This is a genomic window from Planctomycetia bacterium, assembly GCA_015075745.1.
In the GTDB taxonomy this organism is placed as follows: Bacteria; Planctomycetota; Phycisphaerae; order UBA1845; family UTPLA1; genus UTPLA1.
Map to the genome: position 1 here is coordinate 1 of JABTTW010000001.1, position 21,551 is coordinate 21,551.

Annotated in this window: 21 protein-coding genes; 11 read left to right on the top strand and 10 right to left on the bottom strand. The window is 60.9% G+C overall.

Going from position 1 to position 21,551, the window contains the following annotated elements:
- On the bottom strand, positions 1-392 hold a 392-nt coding region (locus tag HS101_00005; GenBank protein MBE7504655.1), incomplete at its 3' end, for a hypothetical protein.
- Positions 393-400: 8 nt separating this feature from the next.
- Positions 401-1,408: a glycosyltransferase gene (locus HS101_00010; GenBank protein ID MBE7504656.1), complete on the bottom strand. Its 1,008-nt coding sequence runs from the start codon at positions 1,406-1,408 to the stop codon at positions 401-403.
- Between the two features lie 150 nt (positions 1,409-1,558).
- On the opposite strand from HS101_00010, the gene HS101_00015 reads away from it, so the two are divergent.
- Positions 1,559-2,194, top strand: a complete 636-nt coding sequence (locus HS101_00015; protein MBE7504657.1) for a class I SAM-dependent methyltransferase — start codon at positions 1,559-1,561, stop codon at positions 2,192-2,194.
- A gap of 12 nt (positions 2,195-2,206) precedes the next feature.
- On the opposite strand, the gene HS101_00020 is transcribed toward HS101_00015, so the two are convergent.
- The 3 genes from HS101_00020 to HS101_00030 are packed head-to-tail and all read right to left on the bottom strand — an operon-like array spanning position 2,207 to position 7,097.
- Positions 2,207-4,048: a hypothetical protein gene (locus HS101_00020; GenBank protein ID MBE7504658.1), complete on the bottom strand. Its 1,842-nt coding sequence runs from the start codon at positions 4,046-4,048 to the stop codon at positions 2,207-2,209.
- Positions 4,049-5,071, bottom strand: coding sequence for a glycosyltransferase (locus HS101_00025; GenBank protein MBE7504659.1), 1,023 nt, complete (start codon positions 5,069-5,071; stop codon positions 4,049-4,051).
- A 13-nt stretch (positions 5,072-5,084) separates the two neighbouring features.
- Complete coding sequence (locus HS101_00030; protein ID MBE7504660.1) at positions 5,085-7,097, bottom strand: tetratricopeptide repeat protein; 2,013 nt, start codon at positions 7,095-7,097, stop codon at positions 5,085-5,087.
- Between the two features lie 182 nt (positions 7,098-7,279).
- On the opposite strand from HS101_00030, the gene HS101_00035 reads away from it, so the two are divergent.
- The 8 genes from HS101_00035 to tnpA all read left to right on the top strand — a co-directional run bounded on the left by HS101_00035 (position 7,280) and on the right by tnpA (position 14,384).
- Positions 7,280-8,002: a glycosyltransferase family 2 protein gene (locus HS101_00035; protein MBE7504661.1), complete on the top strand. Its 723-nt coding sequence runs from the start codon at positions 7,280-7,282 to the stop codon at positions 8,000-8,002.
- Positions 7,999-8,367 carry a DUF2304 domain-containing protein gene (locus HS101_00040; protein ID MBE7504662.1) on the top strand — a complete coding sequence of 123 codons (369 nt, stop codon included), beginning with the start codon at positions 7,999-8,001 and terminating at the stop codon, positions 8,365-8,367. The genes HS101_00035 and HS101_00040 overlap by 4 nt, the downstream gene beginning before the upstream one ends.
- A 126-nt stretch (positions 8,368-8,493) precedes the next feature.
- Positions 8,494-9,624 (top strand): DegT/DnrJ/EryC1/StrS family aminotransferase, encoded by a 1,131-nt coding sequence (locus HS101_00045; GenBank protein ID MBE7504663.1) that lies wholly within the window; start codon positions 8,494-8,496, stop codon positions 9,622-9,624.
- Positions 9,625-9,633: 9 nt separating this feature from the next.
- Positions 9,634-10,821, top strand: a complete 1,188-nt coding sequence (locus tag HS101_00050) for an undecaprenyl/decaprenyl-phosphate alpha-N-acetylglucosaminyl 1-phosphate transferase (GenBank protein MBE7504664.1) — start codon at positions 9,634-9,636, stop codon at positions 10,819-10,821.
- 89 nt (positions 10,822-10,910) lie between these two features.
- On the top strand, positions 10,911-11,708 hold the full coding sequence (locus tag HS101_00055) for a YggS family pyridoxal phosphate-dependent enzyme (protein ID MBE7504665.1): 798 nt from the start codon (positions 10,911-10,913) through the stop codon (positions 11,706-11,708).
- Entirely contained in the window at positions 11,705-11,968 is a 264-nt protein-coding gene (locus HS101_00060; GenBank protein ID MBE7504666.1) for a hypothetical protein, read from the top strand. Before HS101_00055 ends, HS101_00060 begins: the two co-directional genes overlap by 4 nt.
- A 54-nt stretch (positions 11,969-12,022) precedes the next feature.
- The gene (locus tag HS101_00065; protein MBE7504667.1) at positions 12,023-13,258 is read left to right on the top strand and encodes a glycosyltransferase; all 1,236 of its coding nucleotides are present in this window, start codon (positions 12,023-12,025) and stop codon (positions 13,256-13,258) included.
- A 673-nt stretch (positions 13,259-13,931) separates the two neighbouring features.
- Positions 13,932-14,384 (top strand): IS200/IS605 family transposase, encoded by a 453-nt coding sequence (gene tnpA / locus HS101_00070; GenBank protein ID MBE7504668.1) that lies wholly within the window; start codon positions 13,932-13,934, stop codon positions 14,382-14,384.
- Between the two features lie 161 nt (positions 14,385-14,545).
- Here the strand turns inward: tnpA and HS101_00075 are convergent, their stop codons facing one another.
- From HS101_00075 to HS101_00085, 3 genes are all read right to left on the bottom strand, one after another.
- A complete protein-coding gene (locus HS101_00075; GenBank protein MBE7504669.1) occupies positions 14,546-15,238 on the bottom strand; it encodes a hypothetical protein in 693 nt (230 codons plus the stop codon).
- A 95-nt stretch (positions 15,239-15,333) separates the two neighbouring features.
- Entirely contained in the window at positions 15,334-16,335 is a 1,002-nt protein-coding gene (locus tag HS101_00080; protein ID MBE7504670.1) for a DDE-type integrase/transposase/recombinase, read from the bottom strand.
- Between the two features lie 47 nt (positions 16,336-16,382).
- Positions 16,383-16,688 carry a transposase gene (locus HS101_00085; protein MBE7504671.1) on the bottom strand — a complete coding sequence of 102 codons (306 nt, stop codon included), beginning with the start codon at positions 16,686-16,688 and terminating at the stop codon, positions 16,383-16,385.
- Positions 16,689-17,039: 351 nt separating this feature from the next.
- On the opposite strand from HS101_00085, the gene HS101_00090 reads away from it, so the two are divergent.
- A complete protein-coding gene (locus HS101_00090) occupies positions 17,040-17,213 on the top strand; it encodes a hypothetical protein (GenBank protein ID MBE7504672.1) in 174 nt (57 codons plus the stop codon).
- A gap of 461 nt (positions 17,214-17,674) precedes the next feature.
- Complete coding sequence (gene nuoF / locus HS101_00095) at positions 17,675-19,039, top strand: NADH-quinone oxidoreductase subunit NuoF (GenBank protein ID MBE7504673.1); 1,365 nt, start codon at positions 17,675-17,677, stop codon at positions 19,037-19,039.
- Here the strand turns inward: nuoF and HS101_00100 are convergent.
- Both HS101_00100 and HS101_00105 read right to left on the bottom strand, forming a co-directional pair.
- On the bottom strand, positions 19,029-20,195 hold the full coding sequence (locus HS101_00100; protein ID MBE7504674.1) for a glycosyltransferase: 1,167 nt from the start codon (positions 20,193-20,195) through the stop codon (positions 19,029-19,031). The genes nuoF and HS101_00100 overlap by 11 nt on opposite strands.
- Positions 20,192-21,418: a glycosyltransferase gene (locus HS101_00105; protein ID MBE7504675.1), complete on the bottom strand. Its 1,227-nt coding sequence runs from the start codon at positions 21,416-21,418 to the stop codon at positions 20,192-20,194. Before HS101_00105 ends, HS101_00100 begins: the two co-directional genes overlap by 4 nt.
- Positions 21,419-21,551: the final 133 nt, after the last annotated feature.

The window sequence follows — 21,551 nt, forward strand, 5'->3', positions numbered from 1 at the left end:
GAGTCCGTTAGGCTTCCCGCATTGAACGCAATACGCTCCTTGGCAGCCACCGACTCGTCCACGAATAATTCAAACGGCAGGAGAGGCGGCCCGAACGGAGGCACGCTGCCGGGCACCAGGCCGGTCAATTCCATGAGCTCTTCCCGGGTCGCGAATCGCACTTTTTTGACGGCGCACAGCCTTCGTACGGCATCAGAATCCAGCTTGGCAGCAGCGCTCAGCACGAACAGCCTGAATACGTCGCCTGTCTTAATAAGCAGGGCCTTGCCGCCGATCCGAATGTCCTCTCCCCGGGCCTCGGCCGATGCCTCGGAGGTCAGCGTCGGCCCGTGAGAGGCTGTGCGGTAGGTCACGGCCTGCTCATCGAGAAGGCCACGGATTCTGTCGAACAACGACTCTCTCAACTCAGTCCCCGCAATCGAACCCGATCGACTCGCTTTATTCGCAGCGATAAAAGCACCGACTCGCGGAAATACGCAAACACGCGAACGTGATAATAAAGCAACATCAGCGGTAACAGCCATAATGTCTGGAGGGTAGACTTACCCTTTCGTGTCCGTTCGTTAAACCCGATGGCGGCAATCGAGGCTGCAATGAACACCAACGGAGTCCACCGGGCAGGTCCAGTCGTCAACGCCAAGGGAGCCGTGATGTATGCGAATAGGAGCGGCAGGATGTCGACTCGCGGTGGAAGGCGATACTTGTGCACGAGAAAGGCGGCGGCTTTTCCCCCGGCCAGGGCATGCCGAAAGAAACTCATCCGATCATAAGCGTGCACATGCATCACCGTTGCTTCCGGCACGACGCGCATTCGGCGTCCCTGAGCGCGAAACATGAGAAACAGGCTCTCTTCATCGCACACCGGTGAATCGACCGACTCGCCGCGCAACTGGGATCGCCATTGTCCGTCCTCATCGAACCCATGTCCTGCTAACAGGGCTCGGCGCACCGCCATATTGCCGCCTACCAGTCGCGGTGCATCGCCGCGTCCATGCACCCGGCAGGTGCCTGCGAGCGCCAGTTCATACACGTTTTCCGGCGGTGGCTCCGTGACGAGACCCGTCACGGCCGCGACATCGTCCGCGTCGAACCCGGCGACGAGTTTTTCCAGCCAATCCGCCTCGGCAATGCAGTCGCTGTCGAGGAATGCAACAATCTCGCCGCGGGCCTCCTTTATTCCGCGATTCCGGGCGGCGTTCGCGCCGGCGTGCCGCTCGTTACGCAGCCATCGCAGCCGAAGCGACGGTCGATCGTTCGAGAATGACGTCAGCATCTCAATGGTGTTGTCGGTCGAGCAGTCGTCGACGACGATGACCTCGAAGTCGGTGAAGGTCTGTTCCGCAAGTGCCGCCAGACATCGCGATAGAATCGTACGTCGATTACAGGTCGGGATGACAACACTGACCATCGGAATCTGATCCCTCGGCGGTGCGTCTACGATTGACCCCGCTGGTCGAAATGGCCGTGGAGCCGGCCGGCTTCTTTGACGATAATGAAAGCCGGCGATTCGGTAAACCGTTGCCACCCAATCGGCGCATCATGTAATCGGAGCAAACACGTGCATCGCCGATCCTACAGGCACTGGACCCCGCGATATCTCGTCGATCGACTTCGCCTGGAATTCTACGAGCGCCTTCATCCCGACCATCCCTGGCTGACGAAATCAGCAAACGCGATTCTGCAAAGCCAATTACAGAACGACTTTGTCGGCCTGGAATTCGGTTCGGGCCGCAGCACGCTGTGGCTGGCCCGCCGGGTTCGATTCCTGACCAGCATTGAACATGACCCGGTATGGTTCCAGAAAGTCTCCGCAATCCTCGCGGCGAATGATATCTCCAACGTCGCGCATCTGCTCAAGGAGGTCGATCGTTGCGAGCAGGAGGCCGCGACGACCGGCTACCTGCGAGTCCTCGATGACTTCGCCGCCGAAAGCCTCGACTTCGTCCTCGTCGACGGCGTGTACCGCGCGGCCTGTGCCAACGAAGCGATCGACAAACTCCGTCCCGGCAGAATGATGATCATCGACAACATAAACTGGTACCTCCCGTGCGACTCTCATGCTCCCAACAGCCGCCGGCCGGCACAAGGCCCGGTCAGCGATGATTGGGCTCGGTTTGAGCATCGCGTCTCGACATGGCGACGGGATTGGACGACCAGCGGCGTGACCGACACCGCGATTTTCTACAAACCCTGATTAACCAGCGACTCACGGCGCAGCCGATGCCGCGGACTCAGACAGGTCCAGCCGCGAAATTACCCACGGTCGCTGGAGCCAGTACTCCGCGACATGCCCGACCGTCCACTCGATCGGGCAATTCATGGGAAAGAAGAAAGTGACCCCGCGCTTCAGAAACAACTCCCGCCGTCGCGGCCACGGCGTCTGAGGCGCGATCATCTCCTGCACATCCTCAAATCTCGCCTGCATATCCGGCACGCCATTGCTGGCGCTGATCGAGACGACAACGTGGCAGTCATACACCTGTACCAGGTCCATGCCTTCCAACGGGTCGGCGATGATGATCGCGCCGGGCGGAACATGCGCCGCCAGAAAATCGCGCAATTGTCGCATCCGATATAGATAGCCGAGTCGTTCCTCGGCCGGTTTCGCCGCTGCTTTGATCGTCTCCGACCACGTGAGCGGCGACTCGTGTCGGGCGTAGAGCAATCCAGCAGGCAGTGCGAGGAGGCTAAGGAGCGAGCACAAGAACCGTCGCTTGATGAGCGGCTCGATGCGTAGTACGAATGCCGGAATAACCAGCGCGCAATACCCCACGATGAAAAATGCGTCCAGCCGCTCAACCACCCACGCCTCGCCCGCCTTTTGAATGAGAAACGAACAGACCAGCGGTATCACCAGCAGCAGCGCGCAGATTCCCATCGGGACCAGCACCACCCACGCCTCCCGCCTGCGCCCGCCCGAGACAATCAAAACGCCCGCGGCGGCAAACACCATAGCGCCGGGAACGCCGCCAAAGGCATCAAGCACCGCGGATGGGCTTCGCGTCAGCGTACCGTCTTCGCGCGTCACGAATCCCGCCGGCACGGGCGGCGCCGCTGCTCCGTCGGTAGGCGGAGCGCCCATCTTCGTCGTCCAGCGCGTGACCGCAACAAATGGCAGACCAACCAACAACGTCAAACCGATGACGACAAACCGTCGCCCGACAGGTTCCTTCCGCATCACAGCAAACATCCATCGTCCGGCAAAAAGTGGTCCAAGCGTCATGACCGCGAAGACCGAGTAAAGCCCGTGAGTCTGCCCCATGACCAGGGCCGCCGCCGCCATCTTGATCGCAATGTGATTGCCGCGTTGCGACTTAAGCGATTGAGCGGCGAATCCCAGCATCATCGGCAGGAGCCAGAAGGGCGCGAGTTGGTTCGGATAGATGGCCCACGAAGTCGGCCCGCGTGCCGCGACGCAGAACAACGCCGCGGTCCATGCAGCCCACCTGCTTCCAAAGACTCGCCACGCAAGATAATACGCGCCGGACGCGCAAAGAAGCTTGCCCCACGCCAAACTGACGAACCACGCGCCAAATGCATCCGTCCCGAAAAGCTTCGCGCAAGCAGCATACAAGGCGTGGATGATATTCGTGTGATACAGCGGGAAGAAAAACGGCTCCGCCATGTAGGGGTCGGTGTTGGACAAGCCGTGGTCCAGCAGGAATCGAATTCTCGCCAGGTGCACCTTGGCATCGCCCCCAAGAAAAGCCCCCATCCGCAGGCCGATGACCGCATCAGCAATGACGATGAGCGCCTCCAGGCGGATGACGCCAGCGCAAAGCCTGCCGATCTCCCGCCACGCGCCCCCACGACTCAGGTCAATGATCCCCCATGCGATCATTGCGACGATGACCGCGCAAAGCACGACAACCGGCGCATGCAGGACGTAGCACAAGATCGTTACCGGCGATAAGACCGCAAGCACCGCCAGGAATGACACGGCAATGACGCCGAGCAAACCCGCGTCGGCTTCCTCCCGGTCCACGCGACGCACAATCGCATAGCCCGGCAGGCAAAGCAGCGGCCAGAAGAGCAGCGAAAGATACATTTACGCACCGCTCCCCGTACGATGCGCCTTTGAGGTTAGCAAGTAGGCGACCACACCCTGCACCATGCCGATGCCCCGCCAGATCGACCTCAGGAAACCAATCGGAACAAACGCCAGGTATCGAACGTTCCGCATCCGCCCGAACAGTCGCATAGCCAGGGGCAGTTGAAGTGCGGCCAGTCCCCCGGCGAGCCCCACGGGTATCGTCCAATAGCGATCAGTCGCCAGCAGCGGCAGGCAGGCGAGCATCAAGATGGCCAGCGGCGGCTGCGCATGATCCACCCATGTGCTGTAGTCGTCGCCCATGGCCGTATGGCGATGGGCAATGTGCAGGAAAACTCGCCAGTAGCCATGATGCCGCTGAGAACGGAGATACCGCGACAGCCTTTTCGGATGAAAGTGCCGAACCAGCGAACGCGGCTCAAAGCGCAGTTCATTCCCCGCCGCCGCCACGCGATACGACAGTTCCGCATCCTCCGCACCCGGCGAACCGCGGCCGTTGAATCGGCCCTCGTCGAACCCCCCGACCTGCTCGAGCACATTGCGCCGATAAATGACGTTGAACCCCCCGAGAAAATTCACCCGTGACGACATACGTGCATGCCGCAGCATGATCTCCTCATGGATCACACAGGCCAACAGCGACTCTGGGCACATGTTGCCGTAACTGCCGCCGACACCGCCGACCCGCGGATCGGAAAGGTGCGGAAGGAGCAGGTCCAGCGCGTCCGGCCTCGCGACACAGTCCGAGTCAATAAACCAGACCAGCGGCGTCGTCGCCGCCCGCCAGCCGACGTTCCTCGCGGCGCCCGGGCCTCCGCCCGAACCGGTCAGGACCCTCACAGGGAATTCGCCCGCGATGCGAGCGCTCGCATCGGTCGAGTCGTCGTCGACGAAGATAATCTCCTGCAGATTACAGCGGCCCGCCTGCAAAATGGTGATGACGGCCTCAAGGCAGTCGTGCAACGTGCCTGCGCAATTTCGACCGGGAATGACAAGAGTGACAGCGTCTTCGTCCACCATGTACGGAATGTAATCAGTTCGCGGGGTCCTGCAATCGCGTGAGCGTCTCCAGGCTCCTGAGCGCGGGAACGTATTCGGGGTTGATGGCCAGCGATGCTCGATATGCGTCGATCGCCTCGGGAATCCGACCTTCTGTTTGCAGGGTCCAACCCAGACCGTAATAGGCGGCGAAATGCGACGGGTCGTTTCGAACGGCAGCGCGATAGGCGTCGATGGCATCAGGTCGGCGGCTCACCTTGGCGAGCGTGTTTGCCAGATTGAAGTATGCCTTCGCCATGACGGCAGGCGGCGTGGACGGCTTGGCCAACTGGATGCCGTCTTGATACTCGGCAATCGCCTCGTCGTGGCGGATCATGCGCGTCAGCGCATTGCCGGTGACGATATATGCCTCGATCTCCCCGGGGTCGATCGACTTCGCGGTGGCCAGTGCGTCAATGGCCTCCTGATCGCGCCCGGCCTCGTAATACCCGTTTCCCTGATTGAATGCCGTTGTCCACGACTCCGGCTGCAATTCCGCGACCTTGCCATACTCCTGCGCCGCCTCAAGGCTGCGACCTAGCTTGTGCAGCGTCTGCGCCAGGTTGGAGCGTGCCTTGGTATCGTTCGGCACGAGGCGAATCGCTGCCTCAAAATGCGGTATGGCCTTCTCGTATTCTCCCGATGCGTAGTATGCGACCCCAAGGTTGTTTCGCGCACGGGAATGCTCGGGAAAGCGGCTCACAACCGAAGACCACATGCCGATCGAATCGTGATAGTCCTGATTCCTTGAATAACTCCGCGCTCCGAGAGCTGCCGCGACGATAAGAAGCGTCCCGACGGCGATGGGTCGCGCGGCCGACGGAATTAAGAGGCCCGCCTGGCACAATCGCCCGAGAATCCATCGCGCTCCAATCACGAAGAGAACCGACACCGATGCCAGCGAAAGGTACATCCGGTGCTCGAAGATAACATCCTTAAGCGGAACGAAAGAAGAAGTCGGCAGAAGCACCAGAAAGAACCACACCAACACAAACCCCAGAGCCGGCCTCCGCAGGAACAGGACCACCGAGCTAACGAGGAGTGCAATGACGATGGTGATTGACCCGATCGCTTCGCCGGGTGAACTCACGACGGGCCATTGATAATCCAGGCACAGCGCATCCGGCCAAATGGCGAGACTGAGGTAATGAAGGATCACGCCGGGCTGGGTGAGCAGATATTGAGTCGGCGTCATGCCGGCAATAGAGAACCCGACAGTCTGTTTTGCATCAGGCTCGCCTGCGAACACGCCGTGAAAGACGCCTGTCCCCAAAAGGATGAGCCACGTCGCCCCAAGCGCCAGATGCAGCCATCCGCGCCGCCGCACAACGTCCCGCCAGCTGTCCGCCAAAAACGCGCGGTCATAGAGCACCGCCGCCGCCGGCGCAGTTACCATCACCGGTTTGCACACCATTCCCAATGCGCAGGCGGCGACCGTCGCAATCGCCCAGCCGGTCCGGCGCGCCGAGGTGGCAGAGCGAACCAGACAATAGAGCATCAGCAGGTAGAACAGCCCCACCATCGACTCGCTGCGCTGGATGATGTACGTCACACTTTCGGTCTGGATCGGGTGGACTCCCCACAGCAGTGCGATGGCAAATGCGGTCCATAGCGTGGAGTCTGGCGCACGCAGACTGTCGTTGGATGCCGGGTCGCCAACGCCTGAGGACTTGTTTTTGACGAGCGCGATGCTCCGCCGAACGAGACCGAATAGGACAAGTGTCGCCAGGACGTGAATGACGAGATTCACTGCATGGTATCCATGCGGCTCCAGTTGGCCGATGGCATGATTCAGCGCGAACGAAATATCGACCAGCGGGCGTGCCGAGTGAATCGCGTCACTAAAGGAGTACGAGCCCTTTGACTGCGAGGCCGCGACGATAAGGTTGTCGTCCAGCAGCATGGCCCCGTCAAAGCTGTTGACGTAGCAGGCGATGACTGCAAGCGCCAGCCCGACGGACGCGACGAGCTGCAGCCGTTTGCCGTCATTTACTGATTGAGACTGCAAGCCTTGATCCTCGCGCGGTCCCATCGACTTAGTCGATGCCATCATGCACGAGGAGTGTACGTCTCGTAACATGGATTTGCACCCCCAGGGCCCCACCACTTCGATGTGGATTCGCGCGTTTGGGTGCGGTAGCATCAGGTGCCGACTACTCACATGACGTTCGTCCGAGAATTGCAAGAACCATGCACAAGAATTCGGAGAATCCTGCCGGTCGCCGACCAGAAACGGGAGATGTCTCGGTCTTCGTCGTCGTCCCGGCCTACAACGAATCCGAAGTGGTCGGCCAGGTCGTCGAATCGCTCAAGCGAGACTACCCCAATGTAGTGGTCGTCGATGACGGCTCCACAGACCAAACGCGTGAAGCTGCCAAGGCCGCCGGTGCCATCGTCCTGCGCCACGTGATCAACCGGGGCCAGGGCGCGGCGATTCAGACCGGCATCGAGTTTTCTCTTCTTTCCGGTGCCAGCCACATCGTGACATTCGACGCCGACGGCCAGCACGATGTGGCGGACATCGCCCGGCTGCTGGAGCCCATTCTTCGGGGCGATTGCGAGATCGCGATGGGCTCGCGCTTTCTCGGCGAGGCGATCGATCTTCCCGCATCGAGACGGATGACCTTGAAGCTGGGCGTCCTCTTCACCAGATTCACCAGCGGCGTCAATCTGTCGGATGTTCACAACGGACTGCGTGCCTTCTCTCGAATGGCGGCCGAGCGAATCCACATCCGGCTCGACGGCATGGCCCACGCGAGCGAGCTGATCGATCTCATTCACCGCAGCGGTCTGCCCTACAGAGAAGTTCCCGTCACCATTCGCTATACCGAGTACTCGCGCGCAAAAGGGCAGTCCACCCGTGGCGCGTTACGAATCGCCTGGCATTATCTGCTCGGAAGGGTTGTACGATGAATGGATATCAAATCATCGCCGTCAGCATCCTCGGTCTGTTACTCCTGATCAGCCTCACGGCCATGTTCCGCGGCTGGGCCACGAGGCGTGAGGGCGCTGCATGGTCCGCGATTTTTCTCGCTGCGATCGTGGCCACCATCAGGCCGCAAATCACCCAGGACATCGCCAACGCCCTCGATATCGACCGCGGCGCGGACCTCGTCTTTTACTGCGGTGTCCTGGTCATGATGGTGGGCTTCTGGATGACCTACCTTCGCATGCGCCGTCTCCGCCGAGACGTCACGCTCCTGGTTCGCCACATCGCCATTCTCGAGGCACGCGGGTCGCTTGCCCCCGTTGATCGTCCATCGCCTGACGGCCCATAAGCCGGGAATCGCAGGTTTCCCATAAGCCTTGCCACGCTTCCCTTTTACATCTATATCTGTGCGTCGCGGTCGAGCGTTCGACCGCCTGTTTTGGCACTGGAACTCCATTCCATGACAACCGCCGCCATGAAGCCTCCCGCCGTTCAAACTCCCATCCCGCTGCTCGATCTCAAGGGGCAGTACGCTCCCATCCGAGAAGAGATACGCAGGGCCATCGACGCCGTCTGCGATTCTCAGCGTTTCATCGGCGGCCCTGAGGTGGTTGCCTGTGAGGAGGCCATCGCCGCCTACTGTGGCTGCAAGTACGCCATTGGAATGAGCAGCGGTACCGACGCGCTGTTGTGCAGCATGATGGCCATGGGCATCGGGCCGGGTGATGAGGTTGTCGTGCCGTCCTTCACCTTCTTCGCCACGGCCGGCTGCGTGAGCCGACTCGGCGCCAAGCCCGTCTTTGTCGATGTCGATCCTGACACCTGCAACACAACGGCGGACTACATCGCGAAGGCGATCACCCCGCGAACAAAGCTCATCATCCCGGTGCATCTCTTCGGCCAGTGCGCGGACATGGACCCGATTATGGCCCTGGGCAAGTCTCGCAATATCCCCGTCATGGAGGACGCCGCTCAGTCGATTGGCGCCACGTACAAGGGCAGGCAGGCTTGTTCGATGGGCGACGTCGGCACGCTCTCGTTTTTCCCCAGCAAAAATCTCGGCGCTTTTGGCGATGCCGGCATGGTTTGCACCAACAGGTCCGACCTCGCCGATCGCATCCGCATGTTCCGCGACCATGGCGCATCCCCGAAGTACTACCACAAGTGGATCGGCGGCAATTTCCGGCTCGATGCCCTCCAGGCCGCCGTGGTGCGGATCAAGCTGCAGTATCTGTCCGGCTGGTCGAAGCAGCGCGGCGAAAACGCCTGCCGATATGGTGGGCTCTTCGCGGGGAGCGTGGTTCGGCCGCCCGTCATCAATGAGTCGAACATCTCCATCTTCAATCAGTACTGCATTCGCGTGCCCCGGCGCGACGAGCTGCGCAAGCACCTCGACGCCCATGGCATCGGCAACGAAGTCTATTACCCCGTCCCGCTTCACATGCAGGAGTGTTTCGCCTCCCTGGGCGGCAAGCCCGGCGACTGTCCAAACGCCGAGGCGGCGGCCCGTGACATCCTGGCCATTCCGATTTACCCGGAGCTCACCACCGAGCAGCAGGAGCGCGTGGCGGCGACCATTCTCGATTTCTATAAGTCCGGGGCCTGAGGAGCTGCCTTGACGTTGACTGCCGGCTCGACGGTTGACCTGCTCAAGGCCTACTGCTGGCCGCTCGCGGTTGCGCTGGCCGTTACTCTCGCTGTCTGCCCTCTCGTGAAGCGCATCGCCATCAAGCTGGAACTTTACGATCGTCCCGATGGCGGCCTCAAGCCGCATCAGGTTCCAATTCCCTACCTCGGCGGTGTGGCCATGTACGTCGGCTGGGCCGCGGCCCTTGCGGTAACGTACGCATTGGTCCCCGAGGTGCGAAAGACGCTCCCGTGGATCATGATCGCCGGGACGGTTCTCATGCTCACCGGCCTGATTGACGACATCCGTCACCTCTCGCCAAAAGTCCGTTTGCTGATTCAGGCCGGCATGGCCGCCATGCTCGTCTACGGCGGCATCGGGCGTCACGTGTCACGAGCCCTGCTTGTGCCGATTCAATCCATTGCGCCGGACCTGTTTCTTTCCGAGCCGTTTGTCGCGGCGGTCAGCGTCGGCGTCTGCATATTTGCGCTGGCCGGCGCCATGAATGCGACCAATTTTATAGATGGTCTGGACGGCCTTTGCGGCGGCATCCTGGCCATTGCCTCCGTCGGGCTGGCCCTGGTGAGCCTCGTCGTGCATCGGCTGGACCCCTCGCATGATCCCAGCGCCGCCGTCCGCTTCGCCCTTTGCGCCGGCGTGCTCGGCGCGTGCCTTGGTTTCCTCCACTACAACTTCAATCCGGCGTCCATCTTCATGGGCGACAGCGGCTCGCTCCTGCTGGGCTTCAACGTGGCTGTGCTCCTGCTCCTGCTCGCCGAGCAGCCCCATCACGCCGGTTATGCGACATGGCGCTGGCTCGATGCAGGTCTGATCGTCTTTGCGTTTCCGGTTCTCGATACAGCCGTCGCAATCACGCGGCGATGGCTGCGCGGCCGTCCGCTGTTCGTCGGCGATCGCAGCCACCTGTACGATCAATTGCGCGATCGCGGCCTATCCGTGCGCCGGACCGTGTTGACCTGCTATGCGATCGGCCTCATCTTTGCATTGCTCGGTCCGGCCATCTCGCGTTTGCCGGCGATTCTCCTCTTCGCGGTCCTCATTGGGATTCCCTCGGCGGCCGGTATTCTCTGCAGGCAGTTCGGACTGCTCCGCGTGGACGACACGGCCTCACGTTCGGCGGCCGCCCGGCACGGTGATTCGCGCTCGGGGTTGTGACCCTCGCGGGTTTTGGGCTACAATCCGGCGGCCAGGGTCGGTGTTCCGATTGGGCTGCCCGCGGCGATCGGGCGAAAGGAAGCGCTGCCGTGACCAGCAATGTTGCCTCACTTCGCAGGCGTCTCTCCGAGAATTTCAAAAAGGTCAGGGATCGTATCTCCGCGGCCTGCGAGCGAGCCCGGCGCAGTCCCGACGACGTCCAACTCATCGCCGTTACCAAATCCGTTGATATTGAAGTCATCCGCCAGGTGCTTGAGCTCGGCACCATCGACATCGGCGAGAGCCGGCCCCAGCAGCTCAACCAGCGCGCCGGCATGATGCACGAATTCATCGAGCGTCGGGCCGTTCTGGGTGGGAGGAGAGAGGGCCCGCCCGCAAGGCCGCGCTGGCACATGATCGGCCACCTCCAGCGCAACAAGGTCAAGCTTGTCGTCCCCTGGGCGGAGATGATCCACAGCGTTGACAGCCTTCGTCTTGCCGAGGATCTCCATCTGCAGGCGACGAGGCTCGGCCGGGTCGTCGACATCCTATTGCAGGTGAACACCACCGGTGAACGCTCCAAGTTCGGCGTGGCCGTCGGCGCGGCGCCGCATCTGACTGAACACCTTGCCGCGTGGCCGGGCGTTCGACTGTGTGGTCTCATGACCATGGCTCCGCTCGATTCGACCCCCGAGGAACTTCGTCTGGCCTTTTCCCGGCTCAAGGACATCTTCGAAGACATGCGCGGCGACCGATATGTCGGACCGGCGTTTGAGCATCTATCCATGGGGATGAGTAACGATTTCGAGTACGCCATTGAGGCCGGCGCCACCATGGTTCGGATCGGCAGCCTCCTCTTCGAGGGGATGACATCTTCGGTTGCGGACAAGGATGATGACGACGAGTGAGTATTCTCGATCGCGATTTGTTTGAGCTCTGGCGTCTCCTTCTCGGCATCCTTTGCGGGACTTACGCCACCGTGGTAACGGCTCGATCTCTCTGGGGATGGGTCGTTCATCTTTCCGTTCCCGGCCGCCACACCACGGTCATGCGCAATTACGTCCTTGTCCTACTGCTTCGACTTCGACCGGGCCGATTCGCCGGCGAACTGCTTCAAATCGGCGGACTCTGTATGATCCTCATCATCCTCTTGCGATATCACGCCTGAGCCGATGCAATCCCCTTGTGCCGGGCGGTTTCCGGCATTGGAGAAACCTCCCGCATGTTGACCGTCCTCTGGTTCTGGCTCGGCTTGACGCTTGTGACCGGCATTGTCTGGTTGATCCGCCACATCCAACTCAGCAAGGCGGCCCGGGTGATGCCCCCGCTGGATTCGTCGATGTATCCGGGCAAGCCGGCGTCGACGCCCACTGTCAGCTTTCTCGTCGCCGCGAAGGACGAGGAAGCGAACATTGAGGCCTGCCTTCGCTCGATGGCCGAGCAGGACTATCCCCAGCTCGAACTCATCGCGGTCAACGATCGCAGCACCGACCAGACCGGACAAATCATGCAGCGCATCGCGGCCGAGACCGGGCGACTGACGGCGCTCAACGTCACGGCGATTCGCGACGGGTGGTTCGGCAAGAACAATGCGATGCGCGAGGGCGTCGAGTGTGCCACGGGTGAGTGGCTCTGCTTTACGGATGCGGACTGCGTGCAGGTTTCGCGTCGGTCACTTTCGATCGCCATGAGTTATGCCCTTGAAAAGAACGCCGATTTTCTGAGCGTGCTGCCGGCCCACGAGACGGGAAGCTTCATGGAGAGCGTGATCCAGCCGGCGTGCAGCGGGATCATGATGATCTGGTTCAACCCGCTGCGGGTGAACAATCCGCGTCGTAAGACGGCGTATGCCAATGGGGCTTTCATGCTCATGAAGCGCTCCTGTTACGAGGCCATCGGCGGCCACGACGCGGTCAAGACCGAGCTGAACGAAGACATGCACATGGCCCGCATCGCGAAGGAGCGCGGGCTGCGGCTGCGTGTCGTGTCCAACGTCGATCTGTACACGGTGCGGATGTACGACGGCTTCAAGCAGACCATCGCCGGGTGGAGCCGCATCTTTTTCGGCTGCTTCGGGACGCTGGGGCGGCTGGTGGCGACGGGGGCGGCGGTCTTCGTGTTCAGCCTGGTGCCGTGGATCAGCCTTGCGGCTGCGGCGGCGCTGGCGCCTGGGGCGAGCGGTGAGATGGCCGGGCCTTTGTCATCCGTCCTATGGGCTTCCATCGCGGTCTGTCTCCTGCAATGGTCCGTCATGTTTCGCTTTTATCGCCTCAACCGGCTGAACCCCGCCTACGCCATCGCCTATCCGATCGGCGCGGCGGTGGGGCTTTACGCCGTGTATGGGGCGATCCGCCGGCTGGGCGGGAAGCGCGCCATCACCTGGCGCGGCACCACCTACCGGAGCAACCGCCTTGACACAGTGCAGGCTGAAACGCGCCTCGAACAGCCGGTTGGGTGAGACACTTCGATTGACGCATTTTCTTCCTCGTTCGGCGCTATCCGGCGGCCGGGATTCTCCACAAGACCAAGGTGACAATAGGCGAAAAAAGGGGCCGAGGGACTGAGGGGCCAAGGTGTCGAGGGGTCGTGGATGAAGACAAGGGCGCTGATCGCGCGCAACTCTTGCAAAATTGAAGGTGACATACGGTGACACACGCGATTTTTTTCGTTTGCAACTCTTGTGGCGGGCATGTGTTGGGGCGCTTCGCATTTCCGGCGGTTTTGCGTGAAAACGCGCAAGGTGAAACACGACCGGTGTATGCCCGAACAGGCGCGGAAAGTCTCGGGGAATTTCGTTTGTAAGTCCTTGAAAAATGTGCCGGGAAGGTGACACAAGAAGGGGCCAAGGTGTCGAGGTGCCAAGGGGCCGAGAGTGATGCAAGGGGCTGCGGGGCCGAGGGACTTTTTCTTGCGTGTTCATCGCGAGCGTCTCTGCGGGGCGTGGATGGATTGAGCTCCATTCGTTAATCCTTGCTCCGCGCCCGCGCGGGAGGACGCCGTTCCGCTCGACCAAAGGGCCCAAGCGGCCTGGGTATTTCGCCCGGAGGGCGCACGATGGTTGCCAGTGACTTGAGTCACTGGTAAAAAGTCGCCTCTTTATTTCCCCGCCCGGAGGTCGGACGAGGCCAGCGATGCCGACCGCGTACACACAGAACTATTACCATCTCGTCTTCAGCACCAAGGGCCGGTCAAACTACATCAAGCTGGAACTGGAAGCGCGCTTGTACGCGTTCGTCGGCGGGATCGTCCGCGACCTGCGGTGTCAGCTTCTTGGCATCAACGGAATGCCCGACCACGTCCATCTGCTCATTCGCTACCGCGCGGACCTGTCGATTTCGGATTTGGTTCGCCACATCAAGGGGCGATCATCGAAATGGATACATGAGACCTTCCCCGCCTATGCCGATTTCTCGTGGCAGGAGGGTTACGGCGGTTTTACCGTCAGCCGGTCCGCCGTGCCGGAGGTTGAGGCCTACATCGCCCGACAAAAGGATCATCACCAGCGGCAGAGTTTCAATGACGAGTTTCTCGAACTCCTCTGGCGACACGGAATCGAGTTCGACGAGAATGAAGTCTTCCGGTGATCGTCGTCCGCCCTGCCGGGCGGTGGGGAAAAAAAGAAGGGGGTGGTGGTTGGGCTCGTTGACCAGTGGCTGAAGCCACTCGCTACCATCGTGCGCCCTACCGGGCGTGGGGCGTATTCGTTGGCTTGGATAGCCCATGAACTGCTGAGCGCGATCGCGCTTCAGACATTGTCCTGTTGTTCAATTGCGGCAGCGATGTGTCGGGCGAAGGATTGAAAGTCGCATGCCGCGATAATCCGCCTTGATGGGAGCCAGCCACTTTGTACGCCGACGATCCAATAGGCCATACCCTCCCGCCCGCGCCGGATCCCGAGCACCGGACCACCGCTCATTCCCCGTATATTTTGTCCAATTGCACTCCACATAGGAGAAGATTCACTTATGAGTAATCTTCCACAAAACCGGGGATTGGATGTACGCAATTCATCTGGAATATCTGTTACTTTTTCCAAGTGAATCACGTATGTAGTTTGTGTTAGCATAGTTGACCTGTCGCCGCATGCCTCAAGGGACACTGTATTTGCTGCGGTTCCGATCATCACATATGCCTCGAACTCGTCTGGCCAGGTTTTTTGAAAGTGTTCTTCTCCTATGGCTACCACGCCGTTTGCGGAGATCAGGTCAACATAGTTCTCACGCAATTGAATAAGGCCATAATCAAGCCCCTCTCCACGCAGACAGTATTTCGGCGCGTCATCGAACGCGAACGGTACAAAGTGCCGGTCGACTGCTTCCGTGGACCATCCATCCCAAAGTCGAAAACTGTCTATCTGAATCCCACTTCTTCGCTCTTCTTCGATCTCGTCCAGGACATGGCCAGCCGTAACAAGAAACCAATACCGCCTAGTTCGCATTACGAACGCGGAGCAAACGCATGCCTGAGCCAATCCACCTCGAGTTCGGCTGATTTCGGGAGAATGTGCGTAGTAGGAAAAATGAAATGTTTCACTCAAAGTGAGACAAATTGCCTTTCGGAATTAAGGATGGTTTCCTCTGCCTGGTAGGGCAGTCGTTTTTGTCGCAGTTTCAAGTTCTCCTGCTTTCGCAGTTCCCTGGCCGTTTTTAATTTCCGGCGTCGCTCGGCCAGGAGCGGCTCCGGATCACCTCGATAATAGTCCACCGGCCGCAGATAGTTCAGGCTGCTGTGCAGCCGGTGGTGATTGTAATGGTCGATGACGCCGTCGATGACAGCCTCGGCGGCGGCGAAGTCGGCAGTCTCCAGCACTTCCAACGCCTCATCAATCTTCTCGCCAATGGTCCGGTTGCACCGCTCGATTTCAGCATTGTCGGTCGGCGTGTGCGGCCGGATCAGATGATGTCCCACGTCCATGGCGTCCAGGGTCTGGGCGAACTCCCGGGCGATGTAGCAGGAGCCGTGGTCGCTCTGGATGGTCGGGCGAATACCGGCGGGAAGCTTTCCAATGGCCGTGGCCGCGGCGATCGCGACGCTGCGACCATCCATGAAGCGCAGGAGTTCGTGATGCACGATGTAGCGCGAATACACGTCCAGAAATGCCAGCAAGTAAAAGTTCCGCAGCCCAACCTTCACATAGCGGAGGTCGGTCTGCCACTGTTCGTTGGGTCGGGTCGGCCGGTCGCCCCGACCGACGCCTTTTCTCTTACCCCGGGGAACCCAGCGGCACACCAGATTCTCTTCACCCAGGACGCGATAGACCGTCGAGGGACTGAGCGCGACCACGTTTTCATCCAACATTTTCCAGGCCAATTCGCGGTGTCGCAGGTCTGCGTGGCTCAGGGCATAGTCGATGATCTTCTGCCGTTCACAGAGCAGAATTTCAAACAGCGACCCTGATGCAGCGCGGGCCGTCGGCGCGGAGGCCCCATCGCCGGCTCTGGTGAGCCATCGGTGGTAGGTGGCCGGGGCGATCTCCAGATGGCGGAGGATTCGCCGCAGGGGCCATCGGATGCGCTGCTTTGTCTGCGTCACCACTGCTTGCACCTCGCGCTGGAGTTCTGTCGGAAGCTGGGCATGGTCGCTTAGTCCGAGAGCGTTTTTTTTAGTTCGAGGTTCTCGGCGATCACCTCGGCGATGACGCTCTTCATCCGCGTATTCTCGGCGGCCATCTTTTCGATCTTGGGGTCCGGCCCACCGTCTTTGGTCTTGCGGGCGAAGACGCTGTCCGCCGACTTCATCAGGGCCTTGCGCCACTGATAGACCAGGTTGGGCGAGAGACCCTCGCGGCGGCAGATCTCCGCCAGCTTGGCGTCGGAGTTCATGGACTCCAGCACAATGCGGAGCTTGTCCGCCGGCTTCCAGCTACGACGTGGCTTACGATTGGACACGGTACGTTCCTCCGTGCGACCAAACCTGCTGCCCTCTCCAACAAGGCCTCCCCGCGGAGGGGAAGAAGCTCAAGGAGGGGGAGTCTGAGGGGGAACCTGCGAAGCTGGTTCTCCCTCAGGGGACTCGGAGCATCCATCACTATACCGGAAGTGCCGACTGTCTCATTTGGCGTGAAACACTACAGAAAACGGAACATAGTGGCGCTGAGCGAATAAGGCCGCACCGTTTATTTCATCAATTGAAATTGGCAGCATAGGGCACATATTACCAACCGGTGGTTCAATTGTCGTCGATGAAAGCGGTGCAATTTGAAGGGCTGGATAATTCGACCCAATTGGAAAATAGGCGACATGATGCAGTCTCTCGATTCCAAATCAAACACGCAGAAGGCGCGGACGCTGAGCAATAATTCATACATGGAGCCCAATCTGGCCAAAGCCCATGAGGTGCCGCGCGATGAACGAGAATTCACTGACCACGGGCCTGCGCCGCGCGGCTACGAGCCAGCGCCCTTTCAGGGCTGACAGGAATCCGCCTACAGCCTACCGCCTCATGCCCCGGGCCTTCCGAATTTCGACGTTTCGACGTTTCGATTTTTCGCCGTTTCCGCCCAAAAACCGCCGGAAAATCGAAGCGCCCCAACACGTGCCCGGGGCAGGATTTGCGAGCGATTCGCGAGGGCTTGTGTCACCTTATGTCACCTTCGATTATGCACGACTTGCGCGCGGCCATGGTGCTTGTCTTCACCCTGGACCCCTCTGCCCCTTTTTCCCCTTATGTCACCTTCGATTTCGCACGACTTGCGCGCGAGAAACGCAATTGTCTCCACCCTCGGCACCTTGGCCCCTCAGTCCCTCGACCCCTTTTTTCGCCTATTGTCACCTTCCATCCGCGGCCCTTCGTTCCGTTTGCACAGCGCCGGAAACTGCTATACTGCCGGTCCTTAGGAAGTTCGACGAGACGTGTTCACCCCACAGGCGGTCCTATGGCGAAGTTTGAACCCATCCTGCTGAAAAACCGCGGCGTCGAGGGAATTCGCACCCTGAAGACCTATCGCGAGCGCGGCGGATATGCCCGAGCCGAAAAGGCCCTCAAGAACTACAAGCCCGACGAGATTGTCGAGATCGTCAAGGCCAGCAATCTTCGCGGCCGCGGCGGCGCCGGCTTCCCGGCCGGCATGAAGTGGTCCTTTTTACCAGCCGACCGCAAGGTCACCTACCTGTGCATCAACGCCGACGAGTCCGAGCCGGGCACCTTCTGCAATCGCGTCCTGATGGAGGAAGACCCGCACCAGCTATTGGAAGGCATCATCATCGCCGGCTACGCGACGCGGACGACCGTCGCCTACATCTACATGCGCGTGGAGTTCCACGAGCAGTTCCACATCCTGCAAAAGGCCCTCGACGAGGCCTACGCCGCGGGCCTGTTCGGCAAGAACCTGTTCGGCACCGGCTACGACCTGGAGTGTTACATCCATCGCGGGGCCGGGGCCTACATCTGCGGCGAAGAGACCGGCCTGATCGAGAGCCTGGAGGGCAAGCGCGGTTGGCCGCGGATCAAGCCGCCGTTTCCGGCTATTGAAGGATTGTTCCATCGCCCCACCGTGGTCAACAACGTCGAGACGATCTGCTGCGTGCCGCACATCATCGAACGCGGCGCCGACTGGTTTAAGTCCATCGGTTGTGAAGGCTCGGCCGGCTCCAAGCTTTATACGGTGAGCGGCCCGGTCAAGCGGCCCGGTTGTTTTGAAGCGCCGCTGGGGCTGACCTGCCGCGAGCTGATCTTCGGCGACGACTACGGCGGGGGCATGGTCGACGGCAAGCGCATCAAGGGCTGCATTCCCGGCGGCTTGTCAGTGGGTGTCCTGACCGAGGCCGAGCTCGATTGCAAACTCGACTTCGACGACGTACGCAAATACGGCCTGCTCGGGCTGGGCACCGCCGGCGCGATCGTCATCCCGCACGATGCCGACATCCGGCAGGTCCTGGCCAACATCGCCCGATTTTACTCGTACGAAAGCTGCGGTCAGTGCACCCAGTGCCGAGAAGGCACCAGTTGGATGCACAAGATCGCCCTGCGCATCGCCCTGGGCGCGGGGCGCATCTCCGATCTCGACTTGATCTGCGAAGTGACCCGCAACATGGGCATGATGCCGGGGCTGTCGATCTGCGGTTTACCTGACGGAGCGGCGTTTCCGATTCGCACCATCGTCGAGAAGTTCCGCGACGAGTTCGAGCAGCACATCCGCCGCCAGGAACCCGGGCGCGTCGAGACCGTCCTCAAACGGCTGAACCCCTCGGTTTATGAACTGCCGATCCTCGGACAGTACGGCCACGCCGTCACGGGGTAGTCGTTGCGCGTCTGCCGTCGAGGACTTGCTGAACGTAGCCCGAGATGGTCGCCACCTTGGCCCGCCAGGTCTCTTTTCTCATCGCCGCCGCCCTCGCCTCGACGGCCTCGAGCGTGCTGGAAGTGACAGCGCGCTGGCACTCCGTGACGAAGTCCCCCGGGCTCCGGGCGATCCGAACCCAATCCCGATAAGCCTCCACCTCCGGCAGCGGCGTCGACACCACCGGCAATCCGGCGGCCAGATACTCGCGCAGCTTGATCGGGTTCACCGCGCGGGTGAGCTCGTTGGCCCGAAACGGAATCATGCCGACATCAAATCCGGCGGCATAAGCGGGAAGCCGGGCGTAAGGACGACGCCCGAGCATGTGTACATTCGGCAGCGCGGCAAGAACTCCCGTATCGACCAAAGACTCACCGATGAGAACAATCGACCACTCCGGCCGGGCACGCGCCACGCGCGCGATCAGGTCGAGATCGATCCAGTCCTGAATCATTCCCCAGAAACCGACAATCGGTCGCGGTAGCTGCGCGATGTCCGCCGGAACGGTCTGTTCCGATGCGGATGCGAAGTGATCGAAATCAACCCCGTGCGTCACCAGCACCGTCTCGTTGCAAAGGCCGCGCTTGGCGTCGTAAAGGGATTGAGAAGTGGTGATCGTCAGATCGGCGCGGCCGGCCAGCTCCGCCTCGGCGCGAAGAATCGCCGCCTTGTCGTAACCGGCGAACTCGCTGAACTCATCGACGCAGTAATAGACAAGGCACTCTTCATCGAAGCGCCCGGCGAGATAGTCGACATCCGGAGCAAAGCTCCACAGTTGCACCGGCGCGGAAGGCAGAGTCCGCAGCACGGCCCGAATCTGCCGGGTGAGCAGCTCCTTGTTGAGGTGCAGCGCCGCGCGACTGGCCGGCAGCGGGATAACGAGCGGCGTCACGACGGTGATGTTGTCGGCCACGCGGCGCGGCCCCCGTACAACCTGCGTGAGCTTTCCGGCGATCGCCCGCGCATCGGCCACGGCGACACGCGGACGGCGAGAACCGTGGTAGTTGACCCAGATGACGCGATTGCGCTCCGCGAGGAGTTTCATCACGTGATGTTTGCTGGTGGGGTCATACCACCAGTTACTGGCGATGCAGATGATGTTGCGATCGGCGATCATTCATTACCCGGAGTGCGAGGCGAATCGCGTTTCAATACGCCATTGAATACATCGACGCATTCCTCGGCGACCTGTTGCCATGTCCGCTTCCCCCCTGTCTCCGCAATTCGGGCGCGATCCCACGATCGGCTCAGGGCGTCGACGATGCAGGGCTCCAGTTCCGTGCCGGCCTGCTGGTTGACCAGTAGCCCGAGCGAGGGATCAACCACGATTTCACGGTTGCCGCCGACATCGGTGGCGACGACCGGGCAGCCGCAGGCCAGGGCCTCGGCAATCGCGTTGCACCAGCCCTCGGACCGACTGGCTAGGACGAACAGGTCGGCGGCATTGAGCATCATGGCCACCTGCTCGGGCGGGATTCGCCCGGCGAGCGTGATATGGTCGGCCATGTTGAGCGAGACGATCTGGCGATTGAGCCGCCATTCGTAGTCCGGCTCACCCGCCGAGCCGCCGACGAGAACGAGCCTGGCGTCGCCGATCTGACGTCGAACGGCCGGCCAGATTGAGACAAGCCGGTGGAATCCCTTTAGCTCCTGAAGATGTCCCACGGAGACGCAGACCTTCGCCCCGGCGGGCCAACCCAGGGCCATTCGTGCATGTGGGGCGGGCTGATTGTCGTCCTGATCCTGGTCGATACGGTGAAAAGCGGCGGAGTCGATTCCGTTGGGGATGACGGCGATGTCGAGCGGCCTGCCGGCGACCTCGTTCGCCAGGTCGGCCAGCGATTGGGAGACGGCGATCAAGGCGTCTGCGCCGTGCAGCATCTCGACGATCCGCTCACGCTTGCGATCGTCCTTTATCTGGCTGACCAACTTGCCACGCAGGGTACAGACGAACGGGATGCCCAGTCGCTTTGCCGCGCGAAAGGCCCCCACTCCATCGGGCCACTCGAAATGGGCATCAATGATTCCAATGGTGCGCTGATCCGTGATTTGATTCAGGGCGGAGACCAGGGCGGATTCATAGAATTTTGCGTCCCAGTGCTTGGCCAGCTTCGGAAAGTAGAACATGCGCGGCTGCCAAAGCGGCGGCTTTCGCGCGTTGTCTATCTCGGTCGGCACTTTCGTGGGGCGGATCAATGGAAACCACGGTTGCGGGGCGATGACGCACACGCGCGTCCTCTCGGCGATCGCCTGCAAACGACGCTCCACAAAAACACCGAGCGTCGGGTGTGCCGCGTTGGGGTAACAGAGCGTCGTGGAAACGACCAGCATGTCGGACAAGATAGTATCCGCGCCTCAAACCGCCAAGTTGCGCAAGTAGACAACGTAGGCAGCGTTTTTTTTGGAGCGGCGAGACAGATTTCGGCGGGTCGCTTATAATCCCGGCCTTCACACGATTCTTTAACTGCGCGTG

What these genes read in the sequence shown, in the direction of transcription:
- HS101_00065 (MBE7504667.1), top strand. Translation starts at nt 12,023, where the DNA reads ATGTTGACCGTCCTCTGGTTCTGGCTCGGCTTGACGCTTGTGACCGGC.
- HS101_00075 (MBE7504669.1), bottom strand. Translation starts at nt 15,238, where the DNA reads ATGCGAACTAGGCGGTATTGGTTTCTTGTTACGGCTGGCCATGTCCTG.
- tnpA (MBE7504668.1), top strand. Translation starts at nt 13,932, where the DNA reads ATGCCGACCGCGTACACACAGAACTATTACCATCTCGTCTTCAGCACC.
- HS101_00040 (MBE7504662.1), top strand. Translation starts at nt 7,999, where the DNA reads ATGAATGGATATCAAATCATCGCCGTCAGCATCCTCGGTCTGTTACTC.
- nuoF (MBE7504673.1), top strand. Translation starts at nt 17,675, where the DNA reads ATGGCGAAGTTTGAACCCATCCTGCTGAAAAACCGCGGCGTCGAGGGA.
- HS101_00035 (MBE7504661.1), top strand. Translation starts at nt 7,280, where the DNA reads ATGCACAAGAATTCGGAGAATCCTGCCGGTCGCCGACCAGAAACGGGA.
- HS101_00010 (MBE7504656.1), bottom strand. Translation starts at nt 1,408, where the DNA reads ATGGTCAGTGTTGTCATCCCGACCTGTAATCGACGTACGATTCTATCG.
- HS101_00025 (MBE7504659.1), bottom strand. Translation starts at nt 5,071, where the DNA reads ATGGTGGACGAAGACGCTGTCACTCTTGTCATTCCCGGTCGAAATTGC.
- HS101_00090 (MBE7504672.1), top strand. Translation starts at nt 17,040, where the DNA reads ATGATGCAGTCTCTCGATTCCAAATCAAACACGCAGAAGGCGCGGACG.
- HS101_00045 (MBE7504663.1), top strand. Translation starts at nt 8,494, where the DNA reads ATGAAGCCTCCCGCCGTTCAAACTCCCATCCCGCTGCTCGATCTCAAG.
- HS101_00100 (MBE7504674.1), bottom strand. Translation starts at nt 20,195, where the DNA reads ATGATCGCCGATCGCAACATCATCTGCATCGCCAGTAACTGGTGGTAT.
- HS101_00020 (MBE7504658.1), bottom strand. Translation starts at nt 4,048, where the DNA reads ATGTATCTTTCGCTGCTCTTCTGGCCGCTGCTTTGCCTGCCGGGCTAT.